Origin of the sequence: Acidovorax sp. (assembly GCF_046291265.1) — a bacterium.
GTDB lineage: Bacteria > Pseudomonadota > Gammaproteobacteria > Burkholderiales > Burkholderiaceae_C > Acidovorax.
This window is the reverse complement of record NZ_JBKBTV010000046.1, coordinates 1-19374: the sequence shown is the minus strand read 5'-3', so window position 1 is coordinate 19374 and position 19374 is coordinate 1. Positions and strand designations below refer to the sequence as shown.

15 protein-coding genes and 1 pseudogene are annotated in these 19374 nt (G+C 65.2%); 11 read left to right on the top strand and 5 right to left on the bottom strand.

Going from position 1 to position 19374, the window contains the following annotated elements; genetic code table 11:
- The first annotated feature begins 85 nt into the window (after nt 1-85).
- A complete protein-coding gene (locus ACK41V_RS16520; RefSeq protein ID WP_409783803.1) occupies nt 86-586 on the top strand; it encodes a MarR family winged helix-turn-helix transcriptional regulator in 501 nt (166 codons plus the stop codon).
- On the opposite strand, the gene ACK41V_RS16515 is transcribed toward ACK41V_RS16520, so the two are convergent.
- Nucleotides 587-1510: an amidohydrolase family protein gene (locus ACK41V_RS16515; RefSeq protein WP_409783801.1), complete on the bottom strand. Its 924-nt coding sequence runs from the start codon at nt 1508-1510 to the stop codon at nt 587-589.
- 160 nt (nt 1511-1670) lie between these two features.
- On the opposite strand from ACK41V_RS16515, the gene ACK41V_RS16510 reads away from it, so the two are divergent.
- The 8 genes from ACK41V_RS16510 (at nt 1671) to ACK41V_RS16475 (ending at nt 15019) form a co-directional block, all read left to right on the top strand.
- Entirely contained in the window at nt 1671-2456 is a 786-nt protein-coding gene (locus ACK41V_RS16510) for a crotonase/enoyl-CoA hydratase family protein (RefSeq protein ID WP_409783799.1), read from the top strand.
- 153 nt (nt 2457-2609) lie between these two features.
- Nucleotides 2610-4496 carry a feruloyl-CoA synthase gene (locus tag ACK41V_RS16505; protein ID WP_409783798.1) on the top strand — a complete coding sequence of 629 codons (1887 nt, stop codon included), beginning with the start codon at nt 2610-2612 and terminating at the stop codon, nt 4494-4496.
- A 26-nt stretch (nt 4497-4522) separates the two neighbouring features.
- Nucleotides 4523-5308 (top strand): SDR family NAD(P)-dependent oxidoreductase, encoded by a 786-nt coding sequence (locus ACK41V_RS16500; protein WP_409783796.1) that lies wholly within the window; start codon nt 4523-4525, stop codon nt 5306-5308.
- Nucleotides 5309-5365: 57 nt separating this feature from the next.
- Nucleotides 5366-6358, top strand: coding sequence for a Bug family tripartite tricarboxylate transporter substrate binding protein (locus ACK41V_RS16495; protein WP_409783794.1), 993 nt, complete (start codon nt 5366-5368; stop codon nt 6356-6358).
- 366 nt (nt 6359-6724) lie between these two features.
- The gene (locus ACK41V_RS16490) at nt 6725-8425 is read left to right on the top strand and encodes an acyl-CoA dehydrogenase family protein (RefSeq protein ID WP_409783792.1); all 1701 of its coding nucleotides are present in this window, start codon (nt 6725-6727) and stop codon (nt 8423-8425) included.
- 124 nt (nt 8426-8549) lie between these two features.
- A complete protein-coding gene (locus ACK41V_RS16485) occupies nt 8550-10271 on the top strand; it encodes a tannase/feruloyl esterase family alpha/beta hydrolase (RefSeq protein WP_409783790.1) in 1722 nt (573 codons plus the stop codon).
- A gap of 174 nt (nt 10272-10445) precedes the next feature.
- Entirely contained in the window at nt 10446-12176 is a 1731-nt protein-coding gene (locus ACK41V_RS16480) for a tannase/feruloyl esterase family alpha/beta hydrolase (protein WP_409783789.1), read from the top strand.
- Between the two features lie 650 nt (nt 12177-12826).
- Nucleotides 12827-15019: a choice-of-anchor U domain-containing protein gene (locus ACK41V_RS16475; RefSeq protein WP_409783787.1), complete on the top strand. Its 2193-nt coding sequence runs from the start codon at nt 12827-12829 to the stop codon at nt 15017-15019.
- Nucleotides 15020-15334: 315 nt separating this feature from the next.
- On the opposite strand, the pseudogene ACK41V_RS16470 reads toward ACK41V_RS16475, so the two are convergent.
- A pseudogene (locus ACK41V_RS16470) lies at nt 15335-15454 on the bottom strand (FAD-dependent monooxygenase); the annotation flags it as partial.
- 146 nt (nt 15455-15600) lie between these two features.
- Between ACK41V_RS16470 and ACK41V_RS16465 the strand changes: the two are divergent.
- On the top strand, nt 15601-16029 hold the full coding sequence (locus ACK41V_RS16465) for a VOC family protein (protein ID WP_409783785.1): 429 nt from the start codon (nt 15601-15603) through the stop codon (nt 16027-16029).
- A 112-nt stretch (nt 16030-16141) separates the two neighbouring features.
- Complete coding sequence (locus ACK41V_RS16460) at nt 16142-16390, top strand: TIGR02450 family Trp-rich protein (RefSeq protein ID WP_409783784.1); 249 nt, start codon at nt 16142-16144, stop codon at nt 16388-16390.
- Between the two features lie 38 nt (nt 16391-16428).
- Here ACK41V_RS16460 and ACK41V_RS16455 read toward each other — a convergent pair whose 3' ends face one another.
- The 3 genes from ACK41V_RS16455 to ACK41V_RS16445 all read right to left on the bottom strand — a co-directional run.
- Complete coding sequence (locus ACK41V_RS16455) at nt 16429-16725, bottom strand: TIGR03643 family protein (RefSeq protein WP_409783783.1); 297 nt, start codon at nt 16723-16725, stop codon at nt 16429-16431.
- Between the two features lie 832 nt (nt 16726-17557).
- Complete coding sequence (locus tag ACK41V_RS16450) at nt 17558-18301, bottom strand: hypothetical protein (protein WP_409783781.1); 744 nt, start codon at nt 18299-18301, stop codon at nt 17558-17560.
- Nucleotides 18302-18428: 127 nt separating this feature from the next.
- A partial coding sequence (locus ACK41V_RS16445; protein ID WP_409783779.1) for a c-type cytochrome occupies nt 18429-19374 on the bottom strand: 946 nt, incomplete at its 5' end.

Genomic DNA, 19374 nt, shown 5'->3' with positions numbered 1-19374 from the left:
ATTTCTAATCAAAACCGCCTCTGCCATGCCGCGTGGCGCCCCGCAAACCCGGGCGCCCGCACCCGGCCCCGGCACAATCGCCCCCATGTCCAGCGTACGTCCCCGCAGAAAAACCGCGCCGTCCACGGCCCTTGTTGAAACCCCACCGCCGGTGACCGCTGAGCCGGTGGACACCTGCTTTTTGCGCACGCTGGTGGGCTACAACACGCGCCGCGCGGCGCTGTCCATCATCGAAGTGTTCATGGAGCGCATGGCGGTGTATGACCTGAAGGTGGTGGACTTTTCGGTGCTGTCGCTGGTGGCGCACAACCCGGGCGTTACCTCGCGCCAGCTATGCGCCACGCTCAACGTGCTGCCGCCCAACATGGTGGGGCTGATTGCCGCGCTGGAGCGGCGTGGGCTGATCGAACGCCGCCCGCACCCCAGCGACGGGCGCGCGATGGGCGTGCACCTGACGCCTGAAGGTGCCGACCTGACGGTGCAGGCCGAGAAGACGGCGGCGCAGCTGGAAGAAGACGCAACCGCACGCCTGACGCCCACCGAGCGCAAGACGCTGATTCGCCTGCTGCAAAAAGTCTACGACTGATCAGGCGGGGGTTTGCGGCATGGGCGCAGGCGTAGTAGCCGTAGCGGCCGCGCCCTGCGGCTTGTCCAGCCCCAGCAACCGTACGGCGTTGCCCTTCAGGATGCCGGGCATCACCTCAGGCTTGAAGCCCGCTTCCTGAAAGTCTTTCATCCAGCGCTCGGGCGTGATGAGCGGGTAGTCGCTGCCGAACAAGATGCGGTCTTTCAGCAGCGTGTTGGCGTACTGCACCAGCTGCTTGGGAAAGTATTTGGGGCTCCAGCCCGACAGGTCGATCCACACGTTGGGCTTGTGCGTGGCCACGCTGAGCGCCTCGTCCTGCCACGGAAAGCTCGGGTGCGCCATCACGATCTGCATGTCGGGGAAGTCAATCGCCACGTCGTCCAGGTGCATGGGGTTGGAGTATTCCAGCCGCAGCCCGCCGCCGCAGCGCATGCCGCTGCCAATGCCGCTGTGGCCTGTGTGGAAGATGGCGGGCATGCCGTATTCGGCAATCACCTCGTAGATGGGCCAGGCCATCTTGTCGTAGGGGTGGTAGGCCTGCACCGTGGGATGGAACTTGAAGCCCTTGATGCCGTGTTCTTCAATCAGCCGGCGCGCCTCGCGCGCACCCATCTTGCCCTTGTGCGGGTCGATGCTGGCGAATGCAAACATCATGTCGCTGTTGGCCTTGGCGGCCTCGGCGATCTCTTCGTTGGGGATGCGGCGGCGGCCCATCTTGGACTCGGCGTCCACCGTGAACATCACCAGGCCAATCTTCTGCTCGCGGTAATACGCCACCGTCTCGGCAATGGTGGGGCGGCGGCCGTTCTTGAAGTATTTGTCGGCGGCGCGGTCGTATTCGTCGCCGTAGTTGTCGAACGGGTTCCAGCAGCTCACTTCGGCGTGGGTGTGGATGTCGATCGCAATCAGGTTCTCGTGGTCCATGCGTGTCTCCTGGGTTGGCACCCTGTTTTGTTGGTCCATGCCGCCAGCATGCGCCACGGGACGTGACGCAGATCAAGGGTAAACACCAATAAAAAACGGGCTTTGCTTGCTTGAATTGGTTATGAACTATAACCACAATTCAACCAATACGAAAGCCTCTATGACCCATCCAGACATCCATTTCGAACTCACCGGCGACCAGCAGGAAGTGGCCGTGATCCGCCTGACCCGCGGCGCCAAGCGCAATGCCTTGAACGACGGCCTCATCCTGGCCCTGCGCGACCTGTTCGAAAAAATGCCCAGCACCGTGCGCGCCGCCGTGATCGACGGAGAAGGCCCGCACTTCTGCGCGGGGCTGGACCTGTCGGAGCTGAAAGAACGCGACGCGGGCCAGGGCCTGCACCACTCGCGCATGTGGCACGCTGCGCTGGAGCGCGTGCAGTTCGGCCCCGTGCCCGTGATTGCCGCGCTGCATGGCGCCGTGGTGGGCGGCGGGCTGGAGCTGGCCAGCGCCTGCCACATCCGCGTGGCCGACGAGTCCACCTTCTACGCGCTGCCCGAGGGCTCGCGCGGCATTTTTGTGGGCGGCGGCGGTGCGGTGCGCATCCCCAAGCTGATTGGCGCAGCGCGCATGACGGACATGATGCTGACCGGCCGCGTCTACAACGCGCAGGACGGCGAAAAAGTCGGCTTTGCGCAGTACCTGGTGCCCGAAGGCAAGGCGTTCGAGAAGGCCGTCGAACTGGCCAAGCGTGTGGCAGAAAACGCGCCGTTGACCAACTACGCGCTGATGCACGCGCTGCCCCGCATTGCCGAGCAGCCCGCCGACCAGGGCTTCTTCACCGAAGCCATGATGGCCGCCATTGCCCAGAGCGCGCCGGAAGCCAAGTCCCGCCTGGCCGACTTTCTGGAAGGCCGCGCAGCCAAGGTTCGCAAGCAGGACTGACGCCGTGCGTTTGCAACCCCAATCCGTTCACGCTGAGCTTGTCGAAGCGCGGGACCAGGCTTCGACAAGCTCGGCCCGAACGGCTTTGGGTGGTTGGACGCAAATCCGCTTGAACCGCCTGCACCCCACCGCCCCAACCACCCCGGATTCCCCATGAGCGCACAGCCCCATATGCCATCGCCGTCCAACCTGCCCCGCTACCGCCCCGTGACCTTTGGCGTCACCCGCGTCAGCCTGCGTGACGGCGCACCGGGCGTGCGTTACCTGCAGGCCGACCTGCCGCTGGGCGCGTATGCCCGGCGCGTGACCGACTACCTGGTGCACTGGGCCGAGGCCACGCCCGACCACAGCTTTGTGGCGCGGCGCGAGCAGTTGGGTGGCGGCAAGACAGGGGACTGGCAGCATGTGACCTACGCGCAGGCGCTGGATGCCGCCCGCAGCATCGGCCAAGCCTTGCTGGACCGGGGCCTGAGTGCTGAGCGCCCCGTGGTGGTGCTGTGCGAAAACACCATCGAGCACGCGCTGCTGGCGCTGGGCTGCATGTACGCCGGGGTGCCGTACTGCCCCGTGTCGCCTGCCTACGCCACCGTGAGCCAGGACTACGACAAGCTGCGCCACGTCATCGACACCCTGACGCCCGGCCTGGTGTTTGCAGCCGACGGCGCGCGCTACGGCCGCGCCATCAACGCGACCGTGGCGGCCGATGTCGAAGTGGTGCTGGCGGGGGGCACCATCGAAGGCCGCACCACCGGCACTTTCGACAGCCTGAAAGCCACCACGGCAACTGCTGCCGTGGACGCCGCCATGCACGCCACCGGCCCGGGCACCATCGTGAAGTTCCTGTTCACCAGCGGCTCGACCAAGATGCCCAAGCCGGTCATCAACACCCAGCGCATGTGGTGCGCCAACCTGCAGCAGATCACGCTGTCGCTGCCGGTGCTGGCCGAAGCCGCGCCGGTGCTGGTGGACTGGCTGCCGTGGAACCACACCTTCGGCAGCAACCACAACGTCGGCCTGACCTTGCAGCATGGCGGCACGCTGTACATCGACGACGGCAAACCCACAGCAGCATTGATTGGTGAGACGCTGCGCAACCTGCGCGAGATTGCGCCCACGGTGTATTTCAACGTGCCCACCGGCTTTGAAATGATTGCCGAAGCGATGAAGACCGACGCTGTGCTGCGCGACAAGCTGCTGTCACGCGTGCGCATGTTCTTCTACTCCGGCGCGGGCCTGGCCCAACCGATCTGGGACAGCCTGCACGCCACGCAAGAAGCCGCCATTGGCGAGCGCATCGTGATGGCCACGGGCCTCGGCATGACCGAATCGGCGCCGTCGGCCATGTTCGTCAACAGCCCCGACGTGCGCTCCGGCCACATCGGCGCACCCGTGCCCGGCATGGTGCTGAAACTGGTGGACGTGGACGGTAAGACCGAGGTGCGCTACCGCGGCCCGAACGTGACGCCCGGCTACTGGCGCTCCGACGCGGCCACGCGCGACGCGTTTGACGACGAAGGCTACCTGTGCACCGGCGATGCGGTGAAGTGGATCGACGAGAACGACATCCACCGCGGCCTGGCGTTTGACGGCCGCATTGCCGAAGACTTCAAGCTGTCCACCGGCACCTTTGTCAGCGTGGGCCCGATGCGCGCCAAGATCATCGTGGCGGGCGCGCCCTACATCCAGGACGTGGTGCTGACGGGCTTGAACATGAAGGAAGTGGGCGCGCTGTTGTTCCCCTCGCCCGCGTGCCGCGAAGTATCGGGCCTGGGCCCTGACGCACCGTTGGCCGATGTGGTGGCCCACCCGGCGGTGCGCCAGCGCATCGAAGCCGTGCTGGACCAACTGGCGCGCGAATCGACCGGCAGCGCCAGCCGCGTGGCCCGTGCGCTGCTGATGGCCGAGCCGCCCTCCATCGACAAGGGTGAGATCACCGACAAGGGCTCCGTCAACCAGCGCGCCGTGCTCAAGCACCGCGATGCGCTGGTCACCGCCCTGCACGACAACACGGCGCCCGACATCCTCCAGCCAGGCGCTTGAACCTACCTCCTACAGGACACACCACCATGCAGATTCAAGGACAAGCCGCCCTCATCACCGGCGGCGCATCCGGCCTCGGCGAGGCCACCGCGCGCGAACTGGCCCGCCTGGGCGCCAAGGTGGCCGTGCTCGACCGCAATGCCGAACTGGCTGAAAAAGTGGCGGCAGCCATCAACACCGAATTCGGCGCGGGCAGTGCCGTGGCCTGCGCCTGCGACATCACCGACGCCGCCAGCGTGACCGCCGCCATCGACCAGGCCGCCGCCGCGCACGGCCCGGCGCGCATCCTGATGAACGTGGCCGGCATTGGCAGCGCCAAGCGCGTGGTGCAGCGCGACGGCAGCGCTGCGCCGCTGGAAGACTTCGTGCGCGTGATCAACATCAACCTGATCGGCAGCTACAACGTCAGCCGTTTGTTTGCCGCTGCGTGCGCCAAGCTGCCCGTGCTGGACAACGGCGAGCGTGGCGTGATGATGTTCACCGCCTCGGTCGCTGCCTTTGACGGCCAGGTGGGCCAGCAGGCCTACAGCGCGTCCAAAGCGGGCCTGGCGGGCATGACGCTGCCCATGGCACGCGACCTGGCGCAGCACGCCATCCGCGTGTGCACCGTGGCGCCCGGCCTGTTTGCCACGCCGCTGATGAAAGAGCTGCCCGAAGCCGTGCAGCAGTCGCTGGCGGCCAGCATCCCTTTTCCACCGCGCCTGGGCAAGCCCGAAGAGTTTGCCGAGCTGGCCTGCCACATCGTGACCAACGGGCACCTGAACGGCGAAGTCATTCGCCTCGATGGCGCCCTGCGCATGGCGCCACGCTGATCGCCTTTCCTTTCACCTTCCCCGTCATTGACACCACAAAACCACCAGGAGACAACCATGACGACCACTCGACGCCACTTTGTACAAGCCCTCGGCTCTGCCGCCGCGCTCGGTGCGCTTTATCCCTTGACCGGTTTCGCGCAGGCGCTGGAACAGGTCAAGATCATGTACGGCTTTCCCGCCGGTAGCGCGGGCGACAGCGTGGCCCGCCGCGTGGCCGAGAAGCTGGGTGGCACGGCCTTCAGCAAGAACCCGGGCTTTGTGGAGAACAAACCCGGCGCGGGCGGCCGCATTGCCGTGGAGACGCTGAAGAACTCGCCCGCCGATGGCTCGGTGCTGACGCTGGCACCCGTGTCGGCCCTGTCGGTGTACCCGCACATTTATCCCAAGCTCAGCTACAAGCCCGAGGATGTGACGCCCGTTTCGATCGGCGCGATCATGCACCACGGTCTGGCTGTGGGGCCTGCTGTGCCTGCCGAAGTGAAGACGCTCAAAGACTTCCTCGCCTGGGCCAAGGCCAACCCGGACAAGGCCATGTACGGCTCGCCCGGCGCGGGTTCGATGCCGCACCTGCTGGGCGCCCTGCTGGGCATTCGTGCTGGGGTGGACCTGAAACACGTGCCCTACCGCGGCACCGTGCCCAGCATCACCGACCTGGTGGGCGGCCAGATCTCTGCCGCCGTGAACCCCAGCGGCGACTACCTGCAGTACATGAAGACCGGCCGCGTGCGCGTGCTGGCCACCTCGGGCAAGAAGCGCTCGCCCTACCTGCCAGATGTGCCGACCTTCACCGAACTGGGCTACCCCGACGTGACGTCCGAAGAATGGTTCGGCTTCTATGCCCCGGCCAAGATCGCGCCCGCCACGCTGGCCAGCGCCAATGCGGCCATCACCGGCGCACTGAAGGACAAGACCGTGATTGACGCACTGGGCATCGTCGGCCTGGTGGCGCACGGCAGCACCCCGCAGGAAATGCTGGCCGACCAGAAGGCCGAGTTCGAGCGCTGGGGGCCGCTGGTCAAGCAGATTGGGTTCACCTCAGAGTCTTGACTCCCCCCTGCGTCGCTGCGCGCCTTCCCCCTGGGGGGGACGCCTCCGGTGGACTGGCAAAGCCAGATCCACGGTGGCGCTCGCCTGGGCCGCGCCAGTGTTTGCGGGCGGGTGGCACAACACAGGGCGCAGCGCCCTCCTTGCAGCGGCCGGGCCCCCAACCGTTCGGGCTGAGCCTGTCGAAGCCGTGACTTGCTGCACCACCCGTTCGGGCTGAGCTTGTCGAAGCCAGGGCACGCTGCTGGTGCAGCCCTTCGACAGGCTCAGGGCGAACGGTCTGCCGGTGGTTTTCCGAAAGTTCGAGCAAAAAACAGGCTCTAGCGCTTATCCATAAAGCGCTTATAGCTATGAAATAGTGAGCAAACGATGCCAGCACGCCAGTCCCTCGCCGACATCCAGCACTTGCTGACGCACGTGCTGCAGGCGCCCAGCCGCTGGCAGGCGCTGGCGCCATTTGCCGATACCGATGGCGAACTGGCCGCGCAGGTGCTCGACGAAGCCGCCAAGTTTGTCGACAGCGCCATCGCCCCGCTGCAGCGCAGCGGCGACGAAGAGGGCTGCCGCTTTGACGCGGGCCAGGTGTACACACCCGCAGGGTTTCGCGATGCGTACCAAGCCTTCTGGCAGGCGGGCTGGCCGTCGCTGTCGTGTGCGCCCGAAGACGGCGGCCAAGGCCTGCCCGCGGTGCTCGAATGTGTGCTGTTTGAATGGCTGGCCGGGGCCAACCACGGCTGGACGATGGCGCCGGGCCTGCTGCATGGTGCGTATGAGTGCATCAAGCACCACGCCAGCGACGCGTTGAGCGCGCAGTACCTGCCCAAGATCGCCACCGGCGAATGGCTGGCCACCATGTGCCTCACCGAAGCCCACGCGGGCAGCGACCTGGGGCAAGTGCGCACACGCGGTGTGCCGCAGCCCGACGGCAGCGTGCGCGTGAACGGCAGCAAGATTTTTATCTCCGGCGGCGAGCACGACCTGACCGACAACATCGTGCATCTGGTGCTTGCGCGCTTGCCGGATGCACCTGCGGGGCCCAAGGGGCTGTCGCTGTTTTTGGTGCCGAAGGTGCTGCCAAACGGAAAGCGCAATGCGGTGGTCTGCGAACGCATCGAAGAAAAGATGGGCCTGCACGGTAGCCCCACCTGTGTGATGCGGTTTGACGACGCCACCGGCTGGCTGGTGGGCGAGCCGAACAAGGGCCTGAACGCCATGTTCGTGATGATGAACGCGGCGCGCCTGCACGTGGGACTGCAAGGCATTGGCCTGTTGGAAGCCGCGTGGCAAAAGGCCAGCGCCTATGCCTCCGAGCGCCGCCAGATGCGCGCGCCGGGCGCCACCGACACCAGCCTCATCCAGGACCACCCCGCCATCCGCCGCATCCTGCACACGCAGCGCGCCTGGATCGACGGCGGGCGAGTGCTGGCGTACCACACGGCGCTGCAACTCGACATCGCCAAACACAGCACCGACGCGGGCGAGCGCGCCGCAGCGCAGCGCTGGTGCGCGCTGGTCACCCCCGTGCTCAAGGCCGCGCTCACGGACCAGGGTTTCCACGGCGCCAGCGCCTGCCTGCAGGTGTTTGGCGGCCACGGCTATGTGCGCGAATGGGGCATTGAGCAGATCGTGCGCGATGCGCGCGTGGCGATGATTTACGAGGGCACGAACGAGATCCAGGCGATTGACCTCTTGGTGCGCAAGGTGCTGGCCGATGGCGGCCAGGGCCTGTCGGCGTTGCTGGCATCGCTGCCCGGCAAGGCGCCCGGCGCTGCGGCCCGCGCGCGCCGCCACACGCTGGTCGAGATCACGCAGACCCTGGCGATTGCTGCGCAGACCGACCCCGAGTTGCCCTACTGGGTGGCCGACGACTATCTGCGCGCCGTGGCGCTGGTGCTGCTGGAGTGGGCCTGGGGCCTCATCAGCACAGCGAGCAAGAGCGACCGGTGGGCCGCCCCCGCCCACGCCCTTACCCAGTGGGTGCTGCCCGAGTTCGACATGCGCGCGGCCATCCTGCGCCAGCGCATTGCACAGGCTCTCGAAATCAAAGCCAAATTGGCCTCTAGCGCTTGATGGATAAGCGCCAGCAGCTACGCATTCAATAGCAACTTAACCTTTTTGCCGATCTCCCTCCTACAGCGTGTTGAGGCCATGCTGCGGGATTCCTTGCGCCTCAGAAAAAACAGGAGACAACACCGTGAACTTCAAAAGAAAAGCGAGAACGCGCACCAACCCCTATGCCCTGACCGCGCTGTCGGCCCTGCCGATAGCGCTGCTGGTCGGCTGCGGCGGGTCGTCTGAACCCGGGCTGCCCCAGCTGGCAGCGGCCGCGCCCGGCACGCTGCAGTCGTGCAGCGCGCTGGCAAGCCGCATCAACTTTGCCAACACCACCATCACCGCAGCCAACACCATCGCTGCGGGCACATTGACCGTGGCGGGCGCGCCCGTGCGTGAACACTGCCAGGTCACCGGCAAGATGTTCCAGCGCGTGAGCACGGTCGACGGCAAGAGCTACGCCATCGGCTTTGAGATGCGCCTGCCCATGGCGTGGAATGGCCGGTTCTTCTACCAGGGCAACGGCGGCATCGACGGCAACGTGCTGCCCGCCACGGGTGGCGTCAACGGCGGCGCAGGGCTGAACAACGCGCTGAACATGGGTTTTGCAGTCATCAGCTCGGACGCGGGCCATGAAGGCTCCATGGGCCCCAACTTTGGTATCGACCCGCAGGCGCGGCTGGACTACGGCTACCAGGCCGTGGCCAAGCTCACGCCCATGGCCAAAAACGCCATCCAGACCGCCTACGGCAAGGCGCCCGACCGCTCGTACTTTGGCGGCTGCTCCAACGGCGGGCGGCACACCATGGTGGCGGCGTCCCGTTTTGCCGACCAGTACGACGGCTATCTGGTGGGCAACCCTGGCTTCAACCTGCCCAAGGCGGCCATCGCCAGCATTGCCAGCGGCAAGATCTACGCGTCGCTCGCCAGCACGCCGGGTGACCTGTCTACCGGCTTTACCACGGCCGAGCGTGCGCTGGTGTCCAAAACCGTGCTGGCCAAGTGCGACGCGCTCGATGGCAGCACGGACGGACTGGTGCAAGACACCGGCGCCTGCCAGGCCGCCTTCAACCTGGACCGCGATGTGCCCACCTGCAGCGGCGCACGCGACGGCAGCTGCCTGTCTGCGGACCAGAAGATCGGCATCGCCAAGATCTTCAGCGGCCCCACCACCACCACGGGCAGCAAGATCTACACAAGCTTCCCGTATGACGCCGGGCTGGCAGGCGGTGGGTATGGTTTTTGGGAGTTCACTGCGCCGCTGGTGCTCGACTCCGGCGGTGTGGCCCTGATCTGGTCTGCGCCACCAGAAGACGCCGCCACGTTCAACGGCCCCGTGTTTGCACTGACCGGCAACGTGGACACCATGGTGGCCCGCGTGAACGCGACCAACGCGGTCTACACCGAAAGCGGCATGTCGCTGATGACGCCCCCGAACCCCAGCAACCTGTCGGCCATCAAGAACCGGGGCGCCAAGATGATGCTGTACCACGGCACCAGCGACCCGATCTTCTCCAGCGACGACACCACGGCCTGGTATGACGGCGTGCGCAACGCCAACAACGGCGACGCCAGCAACTTCGCCCGCTACTACCGCGTGCCCGGCATGAACCACTGCTCTGGCGGCCCCGCCACCGACCAGTTCGACATGCTGACCCCACTGGTGAACTGGGTCGAAAAAGGCGAGGCGCCAGACAGCGTGGTTGCCACCGTGCGCGGCGCAGGCAATGCGGGCGGTGTGAACGCCGACGTGCCCGCCAGCTGGTCTGCCAACCGCAGCCGCCCCCTGTGCGCGTACCCCAAGGTCGCGCGCTACAACGGCAGCGGTGACATCGAAAGCGCCAGCAGCTTCAGCTGCAAATAAGTAAGGCAGCACCCGAAGGGGCCATGGCGGCAGTGGCTGGCCATGGCCCTTCTTCTACTCTTCTGCTCTTTTTCTGTCCTTCTTTTCTTGTCGTCTTCTTTTTGCTGGGTGCCCACCGGCACTCCTCCCCCAACCCGCGCCCAGACCGCCCTCATGGCGCCCCGGAGACTCCGCATGAAAACCTTCACCACTACGCCCACACGCCCCCTGACCCTTGCAGCTGCCATGGCGGCCTTACTGGCAGGCTGCGGCACGGCGCCCCGCGCGTTGTTGTTGCCGCAACTGGCCGCCGCCACGCCCGCCACCCTGCAGGCGTGTTCCAACCTGGCCAGCAGCCTGGCCCTGCCCGATACACGCATCACCTCCTCAGAGCTGGTGGCCGCAGGGCCGATCACGGTGCAGGGCAACACCACCCAGGCGCCCGCGCACTGCCTCGTCAAAGGCAAGATGAAAGAGCGCACCGGCCCCGTGGACGGCGCCAGCTACGCCATTGGTTTTGAGATGCGCCTGCCGCAGAACTGGAACGGCCGGTTTCTGCACCAGGCCAACGGCGGACTCGATGGGAGCGTGGTGACCGCACTGGGTGCGGTGAGCGGCGCTGCGCCAGTGGCGCCGGGCCTGGTGCAAGGCTTTGCGGTGCTCAGCTCTGACGCAGGCCATGCCGCGCCCACGCCGTTTTTTGGCCTCGACCCGCAGGCCCGGCTGGACTACGGCTACCAGGCCGTGGGCACGCTCACGCCCATGGCCAAGAACCTGATCAAGAGCGCCTACGGCAAGGCGCCCGACCGCTCGTACATCGCAGGCTGCTCCAACGGCGGCCGCCACGCCATGGTGGCCGCATCGCGCTATGCGGAGCAATACGACGGCGTGCTAGCGGGCAACCCCGGCTTCAGCCTGCCCAAGGCCGCCACCGCCCAACTGTGGAAGGCCCAGCAGTACGCCAAAGTCTCCACGCCCGGCGCCAACAGCCAGCCCGATCTGTCCACCGCCGTGACGCCCGCCGAGTTCAAGCTCATCGGCAACCAAATCGTCGCCCGCTGCGATGCGCTGGATGGCGCGACCGACGGCCAGGTGAACGATGTGAAAGCCTGCCAGACCACCTTCAATCTGCAGACCGATGTGCCCAGCTGCACCGGCGCCCGCGACGGCAGCTGCCTGACGCCCGCGCAGAAAACGGTGCTTGCCAGCATCTTTGCGGGGCCCAAGAACAGCAAAGGCGAGGCGCTGTACCCCGGCACCTGGTTTGACCCCGGCGTGGCAGGCCGCAACTTTGCGTTCTGGCACTTCAACGCCCCAGCCACGCGCGACGCGGGGGCTGTGGCCTTTTTGTTCACCACTCCGCCCTCCACGATGGAGGCGTTCAAGGCCACCACCGGCCTGCAGTTTGCGATGAACTTCAGCATGGAGACCGACTACCCCAAGATGTTTGCCACCAGCGGGCCATATGCCGAGCCGTCGTGGTCATACATGACGCCCCCGAACGCCGCGGACCTGGGCACGCTGAAGAACCGCGGCGCCAAGATGATGGTCTACCACGGCGTGGCGGACGGCGTGTTTTCACCCATCGACACCGCCAACTGGATGGACCGCGTGCAGGCCAACCACGGCGGCAAGGCCGACGACTTTGCCCGCCTGTTCCTGGTGCCCGGCATGAACCACTGCTCAGGCGGCCCCGCCGCCGACCAGTTCGACATGCTGGCGCCGCTGGTGGCCTGGGTGGAACAAGGCAAGGCGCCGGACAGCGTGACGGCGAACGCACGCGGTGCGGGGGCCAAGGTGGTGAATGCCGAGCTGCCCGCCAGCTGGTCTGCCAATCGCACCCGGCCGCTGTGTGTGTACCCGAAGGTGGCGCGGTACAACGGGACGGGGGATGTGGAGAGCGCTAGCAGTTTTAGCTGCAAGTGATGGGGGATTGAAATCTCAAAGCCAGGCGTGCGCAGGGCTTTTTCTTTGCTTGAGTAGGTTGGCTAGAAAGCCTGCTTGTTGAGACCGCAGGCGTTCATCGTTTTTCAGCCACTGTTGCTCACCAGTGAAACGCTGACCCGGTTGATTCACTGATAGCTTTGCAGCGGTTGCTGTCGCTCAAAGGTAAGTCGCAGACCGCGGCTATGGGGCCAGAAGCAGCCGCTCAAAAACTCGGCTGAGTTATCCGAACTCGCCAGTCCACAGGCTGTTGCCCTGCCACATCATGTCCGCCGCAGCATCGCCGCCAGCCCCAACATTCCCAGAATGGCCGACAGCGCAAGAAAGCCCCCACTCAGAAACCGTCGGAATGCTCGCAGGGGAAGCTGCGGCAGGCCCCCAGCCCTGGACTGCCAAATCAAAATTTGGCACGAGGAAGTTGTCCGAAAAATGGGGCATCGCTTCTCCCGCCGGGAATCACTGCGTAAGTACAGGAATCCAGCAGTTTCACCGCATCTGGCAATTGACTGTTGGTGTAAATCCGGCAAGGTGCATAGAATCCTTTCGCAACAATCTGGCCGATTGACTGGCCCTATTGCACAAACCGCAGCGACAGGACTATGAAGTTGATCGAACGAGCCGCCCGAACCCGCATGCCAGCCATCAAGCGCTTGCAAACCCAAATCCCCCAGTATTTCCTTCCAGCCAGCGTCGCCCTTGTTGCCGCGCTTTGGCAAATGCATGCCGCCGCAGCCGTGGGCTGGAATGTCACTGCACCGATGGCTACTCCGAGAGCACAGCATGCAGGTGCTCTGATGGACGATGGCTCAGTGGGCGTTTTCGGGGGCGTTAACAGGGATGGTTTTGTCGTCGGTAGCGAGCGCTATTTCGGCGGTGCTTGGAACTCGCTAGGGAACTCCGGCATTCAGGGCAACGTATTTGAGGCTGTGACGCTGGGCACCGGTCATGTGCTGGTGCGATCTGATGGAAGTCTGAACGCTCGACTGTATGACCCCGTCGCGAACACTTGGTCGACCGGGGGGGCGCAGGCGGTGACGCGCAGTTTGCCATCAGTGACACTTTTGGACAGCGGCAAAGTCTTGGTAGCGGGTGGTAGCAGCCACAACTCAGCAGAACTCTACGACCCCCTTACTCGGACTTGGACCGCTACAGGCAGCATGTCAGTAGTTCGTCGAGCGCACGGGGCGGTGCTTTTGCGTGACGGACGTGTGCTGGTGGCCTCCGGCTTCAACAGCTCGGGAGAGGTGCCAGAAGCAGAAATCTACGATCCTGTCATTGGCACATGGACCTTGGCGGCCTCGCCGCTGGTACCGCGGCATTACGCCAGCTTGACCTTGCTGCCTGATGGCAGGGCGCTCCTTGCTGGAGGATTCACGGCAGGCGGTGTAACGACGCACGCAGAAATCTATGATCCTGTAGCCAATACTTGGACTGCTACAGGTGCTATGCAGTTTCCTCGCAATGGCGCAATGGGCTCACCGCTTGCCCATGCCACCGTGCTGGCGTCTGGTCAGGTGTTGATAGGTGGTGGCTCAGATAGCGCACGGAATGCGCAACCATTGGCAGAACTCTATGACGCTGCCTTGGGCACTTGGTCGCCAGCTGGATCGATGGCCGTGGGACGGGAAAACGGCACAGCAAACTTGTTGCCCAATGGCGATGTGCTGATGGCGGGCGGGTACACCAGCAATCCCAGCCTCACCTTTTACGCTTCGGTGGAGTTTTACACCCTCGCCGTTCCAGCAGGACCTGTGCCTGTGGTGGACGCGCTGCCCCTGCTGCAACGCGCCGGTACAGCACTGACTTTTACAGGAACAGGTTTCACCGGAGCAACGGGCACAAGTACACCCCAGTTGCAGTTACAGCGTGCGGAAAACGGAGCAATCACCACCTTCGCCCCAGCCAGCCATACGGACACCCTCTTTGCCTCGGGGGCGCCAGGTACTTTGCCCGCAGGTCTTTACATGGCACGTGTGGTGGTGGATGGCGTGCCGTCGGTTGCGCGCTTGGTCCGTTTTACCGACTCAGCCGGTACACCCAGCGGAACCGCGGGTAACGCGCAGGTCGCTGTGAGTTGGGCGCCGCCTGCCAACGACGGGGGAAACCCGCCAGTGGGATACACGGTCACTTCCAGCCCAGCGAGTGCGGGGTGCACGGCCACCCCACCCGCGACCAGTTGCACAGTGGCTGGGCTGGCTAACGGAACGGCCTACACCTTCACCGTGCGGGCTCAGCACCCCAACGGTCCGGGGCCGTTGTCACTCGCCTCTACAGCCATCACACCGGTCGCTAACCAATACACTGGCCCCTCCCCAGGCGGCGCTGGCACCATCAGCGTCGTAGTCACGGGCGGAGGTCCCACTTGCACATTGGTTGGCGCCGATACCTCTGCCACCACGCCACCAGCAGGGGCCCCTGCACAGCTGGTGTTTCCTTACGGAGTGTTCCAATTCCGTGCTACCGGATGCGTGCCCGGCAGCACCTTGCAAATCGACATCACCTACCCGAATCCGCTTCCCGCGAACGTCCAGTTCTGGAAATACGGACCGGCAGTTCCTGCGTCAGCACCCACATGGTTTGCGTATCCGGGCACCACACTGAGTCCAGACCGCAGAACCGTGACGTATTCAATCACCGACAACGGCGTGGGCGACAGTGACAGCACAAACGGTGTCGTGCTGGACCCACTAGGCGCTGCCTTGGCCCCTCCCGGAGTGGGTGTGACTGGTGTTCCAGGACTGTCCCCCGCGGGCGTGGCCCTTGCAACGCTGTTGATTGCAATGGCGATGGTGTGGAGCGGGAGAACCCGACGATCCAGAAGCTGATAAGAGGCCTTCGTTGAATCCGGGCTCAGCTGGTGGATTGGTCTGCAGTAAGACGCGTTCTCTGGTTAAGACACTATTAAGTGGCGTCCAGTTCATGAGTTGATCGACTGCTGTTGATCGCAGCGATCCGCTCACAGGTTCTGGCGCAAGGGCGGCCTCCAGCCTCAGGCTGCCACCCGGGTTGCATCAATTGCGATACACAACCGACACCATGGACTCGTGCAACCCTGTTCGAGGAGTCTCATGGCTCACCAAGTTCAAGAATTGCTCAGGGACTGCAGGCAACGCCGATCCGGCGCATGAAAAAGCCTTGCCAGGCACGATGTGCGCGGCGTCACCCGCCAGGAACAGGTTGCCGTAGCGCATGGGCTCGGTCACAAAGGACCGCAGCGGGGCGATGGACTTTTCGATGGAGGCCCCGGTGACGAGGCATTCGGCCACTTACGCCCGGTGGCCCCCTACTGACACTCCGCTGTCAGCAGCACCGACACACCATCAAGGGGTTTTGGCGCACATTCATTGCCCTGAATGGCAACCGCGTGGGTTTGCACGCATCTCTTGATCTTGAAAGGAACATCACCATGGAAACACAGGAACTGCACCGAGGCCGATTGATTGACCACATCCAGCTTGTCGTGCGCGATCTGGCGGCCAGCCAGGCCTTCTACACAGCTGCACTCGGCGCCTTGCAGGTGCCGATGGGTGGTGCGGACGAGGGCTACTTCTGGGCGGACGAGCTGTTTGTTTCGTCCGCCGACAGCCTGGCCGCGCAAGGCCACCTGACGGGGCGCACGCACCTAGCCTTTCAGGCGCAGGACCGGGCCATGGTGGACGCGTTCTACCAAGCCGCGCTGGCCCACGGCGGCACCGACAACGGCGCGCCGGGCGAACGCCCCTACCACCCTGGCTACTACGCCGCGTTTGTGCTGGACCCGGACGGCAACAACATCGAGGCCGTGTTCCACGGCGAGGCGAAGCGCAGCGCGCCTTCGGTCAAGGTCACCTTCTGATGTCCGGTTGATAGCGCGGGGGGCCTCTGGGGAACTGCGCGGCTGGTGAGGCTCGCCATGCCGCGCATCCCCGGTCACCCCAGGGTTGCAACGCAATCGACACAATCACCCCATGCCGCACTACCCCACGTCCCGCCGCACCCGGCCGCTCAACCCCCACAAGTTGGCACTGAGCAAGTGGACCGCCGTGGTGGCGTTGAACAAGGAAAAACACTTTCTGGTCACCCGCGTGGTGCCACCCGCCAGCCCCGACCTGCCCATTGACGCGGTGGAGCTGGAGGCGGTGATCTCTGGCCGCAGCATGGTGCTGCCCTGGGCCGACTTGCAAGATGCCGCTCGCTGGCACCAGGGTTGGGTGTAGCCGGGCTGCTGCTGCGCTGCTATCAGCACGTGGCTGGCTCAGCGGTGTTTGTACTGCGTGGGGCTATAGGCCCGGTCGACCGCGGGCGAGCGCAAGGCCGCATGTTTGGTGGCGCGCCCCGTGACGCGCTGGCGCCACAGGCGAAACGACCCAGGCTTGAGCTGGCGGCGCATGAGCGTGATGACGGCACCTTCGTTCAGCCCGAACTGCAGCGCGATGGACTCAAACGGTGTGCGGTCTTCCCACGCCATTTCGATGATGCGGGAGATGTCTTCGTCCGTGAGCGCGGTGGGCTGGGCAGGGGCGGGATGTGGGGCGTGTGCGGTGTTGTGCATGGTGGGTGCGCGGCAAGGGCGGTTGCCAGGCGCGCGTATTGGCGCGTGTATTGAACACCGCCCTGGCAAAGTCCGCGCGCTCAGGCACAATGCCCTGATGCTATGTTTGTAATAGCTATCAGCGCTTATCCATCAAGCGCCAGAGGCCAAAAACACACAAACAATACCGAAACAACACGCCTCACCCGTGCCCGGTACCCTCCACTCAACACACCGCCATCAGCGAGTCCACCACCTTGCGCTGGGCGGCGTTCAGCGCGGAGTAGCCCTCGCGCAGCATGCGCAGCACGATCCGATGGATTTCCGTTTCACTCTGGGTCATGGTGTTCTCCTTGCAGGATGACAGAACATAAGCAGCCACGCGGTGGTGGCGGGCCAAGGCGTGCGGACAAAACCGATGGCCCCGCAACGCCCGGGCCTGTTCCCCATGGACCAGGCCCGCTGCCACTGTGCCAACGCGGCGCAGGGGCAATGCGGCGATGTGAGGGGAAATGGCAGCGCTATTCGGGCAGCGCCCGCGGCTGGCAACAGTGAGCGGGCTTGGTGCCACAGCGCTGCCTTTGAACTTGGCAATTCCTGTTTTGATAGCTGTCAGCGCTTATCCATCAAGCGCTATCTGCCAAAAACACTGCAAATCAAGGACATGCAGGGCCCGCCCCCCGGCAAATCGCGCCACGCCGGGCGGCCTTGGGCGTAGCGCTGGTGCATGTAGCCCGCCAGCTCGGGAATCAGCGCTTCGCTGAGCGTGCAGCCGACGCCGGGCATGAAGCCGATGCCGTGCTCCGCGCAAACTGCAATGAAGGCGACCAACGGAAGGGCGCAAATGGCGGGTCTACGGCGCGGTGGCCCCGGGCACGTAGGCGTCCATGACGGCGGGTTCGCTGTCCCCCGCTGCGGTGCGGGCCAGCTTGAGCCATGTCCAGGTCTCGACGTCGGGCGCGTGGTAGCTGCCGTAGGACTGGCCGCCCCACGAGAAGTACGAGCCCTTGTTGCCGGTGGAGAGGGTGCGTGTGCCCACGGCCAGCGCGCCATCCTTCAACAACGCCAAGCGAAAACCCTGGAGAACGCCTGTGCCGCCAGCGTGCTTGCCGCCCGGCGCCTCCTGCGGCGCCACGTCGAGCATGCCGGAGCTGCAACGGGCCTGCGCGCCGCTGTAGGTGACGAGGCTCCATTGGCGGGTCAACGACGAGCGCACATTGCGTGCGCGGTTGATGGTGCGCGTGCGCAGGGTGATTTCTCCGCGCAGCTGCTGCACCCAAACTTGCATCTCGGGCGCGTTGACATAAAACGGCAGGCTGCCCTGCTCCCACCGGTGGTTGACCGGCCTGGGGCCATGCACGCCACTGGCTTCGAGCGGCGGCCAGACATACACCCCTTGCAGCGAGGGGCAGCCAAACCAGCTGCTCTGCACAGCGCCAAACGCCGGGGGCGGCTTGGGTGAGCCCTTCACTTCAGGCCCGCATGCGGCAAGGGCCAGACAACACATGGCTGACACTGCCGTCCAGCACGTGCGCTGCACGCGCCGGTGCGAGGTACGTATGCCGCTGTGTGATGGCGATGCGAGGGCTTGTGTCATGGCGTATGGAGTCGTTGCAGGCCCGATTGTCGGACTGAACACGGCGTCTGCAGATGATCCTATTTTGATAGCTACCCGCGCTTATTCGATATGCGCTGGCGGCCTAAAACACTTCAAAACTTGACGATCAAGGATGTGCAGGCCCTGCCCGCACACGGGCCAGCGCTTCGGGCACGTCGCTCCACGCCGGGCGGCCGGGCGCATAGCGCTGGCGCATGTAGCCCGCAAGCTCGGTGATCTGCGCATTGCTGAGCGCGTGGCCAAATCCGGGCATAAAGCCGATGTCGCGCGTGGCGGGCTCGCGGATACCGTGCACGATGACCTGCAACAGGTTGTCGGGCCGGTCGCTGTGCAGGTTGCTGTTGAGCGCCAGGGGCACGTTCACGCCCAGCAGGCGCGGGCCGTCGCCGTCGTGGTGGCACGCGGCGCAGGCACCGTCGAACAGGCGCTGGGCCTGGCCGGGTTGGGGGGCCAGCGCTGCGGCCTGGGCCACGGCGGTTTGGGCGCGCTGCTGCGGGTCAGACACAGGCTGGGTGGCTGGCTGGGTAACCGCTTCCGTAGCCGTAAACGAGGCCAGGTAGCCCGCCATGGCGCGGATGTCGTCGTCGGGCAAATGCGCCAGTTCGCGCACCACGGGCGCCATGGGGCCGGAGGTGCTGCCATGCTGCGGGCTGTGGCCATGGCGCAGGTAGCCGTAGAGTGCATCGGCCGTCCAGGGCACAGGAGTTTTGGACAAGCCGGTGAGCGCGGGGGCCTCCCAGCCATCGACCATGGCACCCGACAGAAACGCAGCGCCACCCAACTCGGCGCCCAGCGCGTTGCGTGGCGTGTGGCAGGCGCCGCAGTGGCCGACGCCCTGCACCAGGTAGGCGCCACGGTTCCATTCGGGCGGACGGGTCGGGTCAGGCTTGAAAGGGGTGGCGTCGTGGAACAGCGCGTTCCAGCCCGCCATCAGCGGGCGCACGCTGAACGGGAAGGCCAACTCGGTCTTGGGCACCTCGGCCCGCACCGCAGGCTGCGCCATGAGGTAGGCATACAGCGCGGTCAGGTCGTCGTCGCTCATCTTGGCGAAC

Excerpts from the sequence above, each read along its gene's own strand:
- ACK41V_RS16500 (WP_409783796.1), top strand. The coding sequence starts at position 4,523 with ATGCAGATTCAAGGACAAGCCGCCCTCATCACCGGCGGCGCATCCGGC.
- ACK41V_RS16460 (WP_409783784.1), top strand. The coding sequence starts at position 16,142 with ATGCCGCACTACCCCACGTCCCGCCGCACCCGGCCGCTCAACCCCCAC.
- ACK41V_RS16505 (WP_409783798.1), top strand. The coding sequence starts at position 2,610 with ATGAGCGCACAGCCCCATATGCCATCGCCGTCCAACCTGCCCCGCTAC.
- ACK41V_RS16475 (WP_409783787.1), top strand. The coding sequence starts at position 12,827 with ATGCCAGCCATCAAGCGCTTGCAAACCCAAATCCCCCAGTATTTCCTT.
- ACK41V_RS16455 (WP_409783783.1), bottom strand. The coding sequence starts at position 16,725 with ATGCACAACACCGCACACGCCCCACATCCCGCCCCTGCCCAGCCCACC.
- ACK41V_RS16520 (WP_409783803.1), top strand. The coding sequence starts at position 86 with ATGTCCAGCGTACGTCCCCGCAGAAAAACCGCGCCGTCCACGGCCCTT.
- ACK41V_RS16495 (WP_409783794.1), top strand. The coding sequence starts at position 5,366 with ATGACGACCACTCGACGCCACTTTGTACAAGCCCTCGGCTCTGCCGCC.
- ACK41V_RS16490 (WP_409783792.1), top strand. The coding sequence starts at position 6,725 with ATGCCAGCACGCCAGTCCCTCGCCGACATCCAGCACTTGCTGACGCAC.
- ACK41V_RS16480 (WP_409783789.1), top strand. The coding sequence starts at position 10,446 with ATGAAAACCTTCACCACTACGCCCACACGCCCCCTGACCCTTGCAGCT.
- ACK41V_RS16515 (WP_409783801.1), bottom strand. The coding sequence starts at position 1,510 with ATGGACCACGAGAACCTGATTGCGATCGACATCCACACCCACGCCGAA.
- ACK41V_RS16450 (WP_409783781.1), bottom strand. The coding sequence starts at position 18,301 with ATGACACAAGCCCTCGCATCGCCATCACACAGCGGCATACGTACCTCG.
- ACK41V_RS16465 (WP_409783785.1), top strand. The coding sequence starts at position 15,601 with ATGGAAACACAGGAACTGCACCGAGGCCGATTGATTGACCACATCCAG.
- ACK41V_RS16510 (WP_409783799.1), top strand. The coding sequence starts at position 1,671 with ATGACCCATCCAGACATCCATTTCGAACTCACCGGCGACCAGCAGGAA.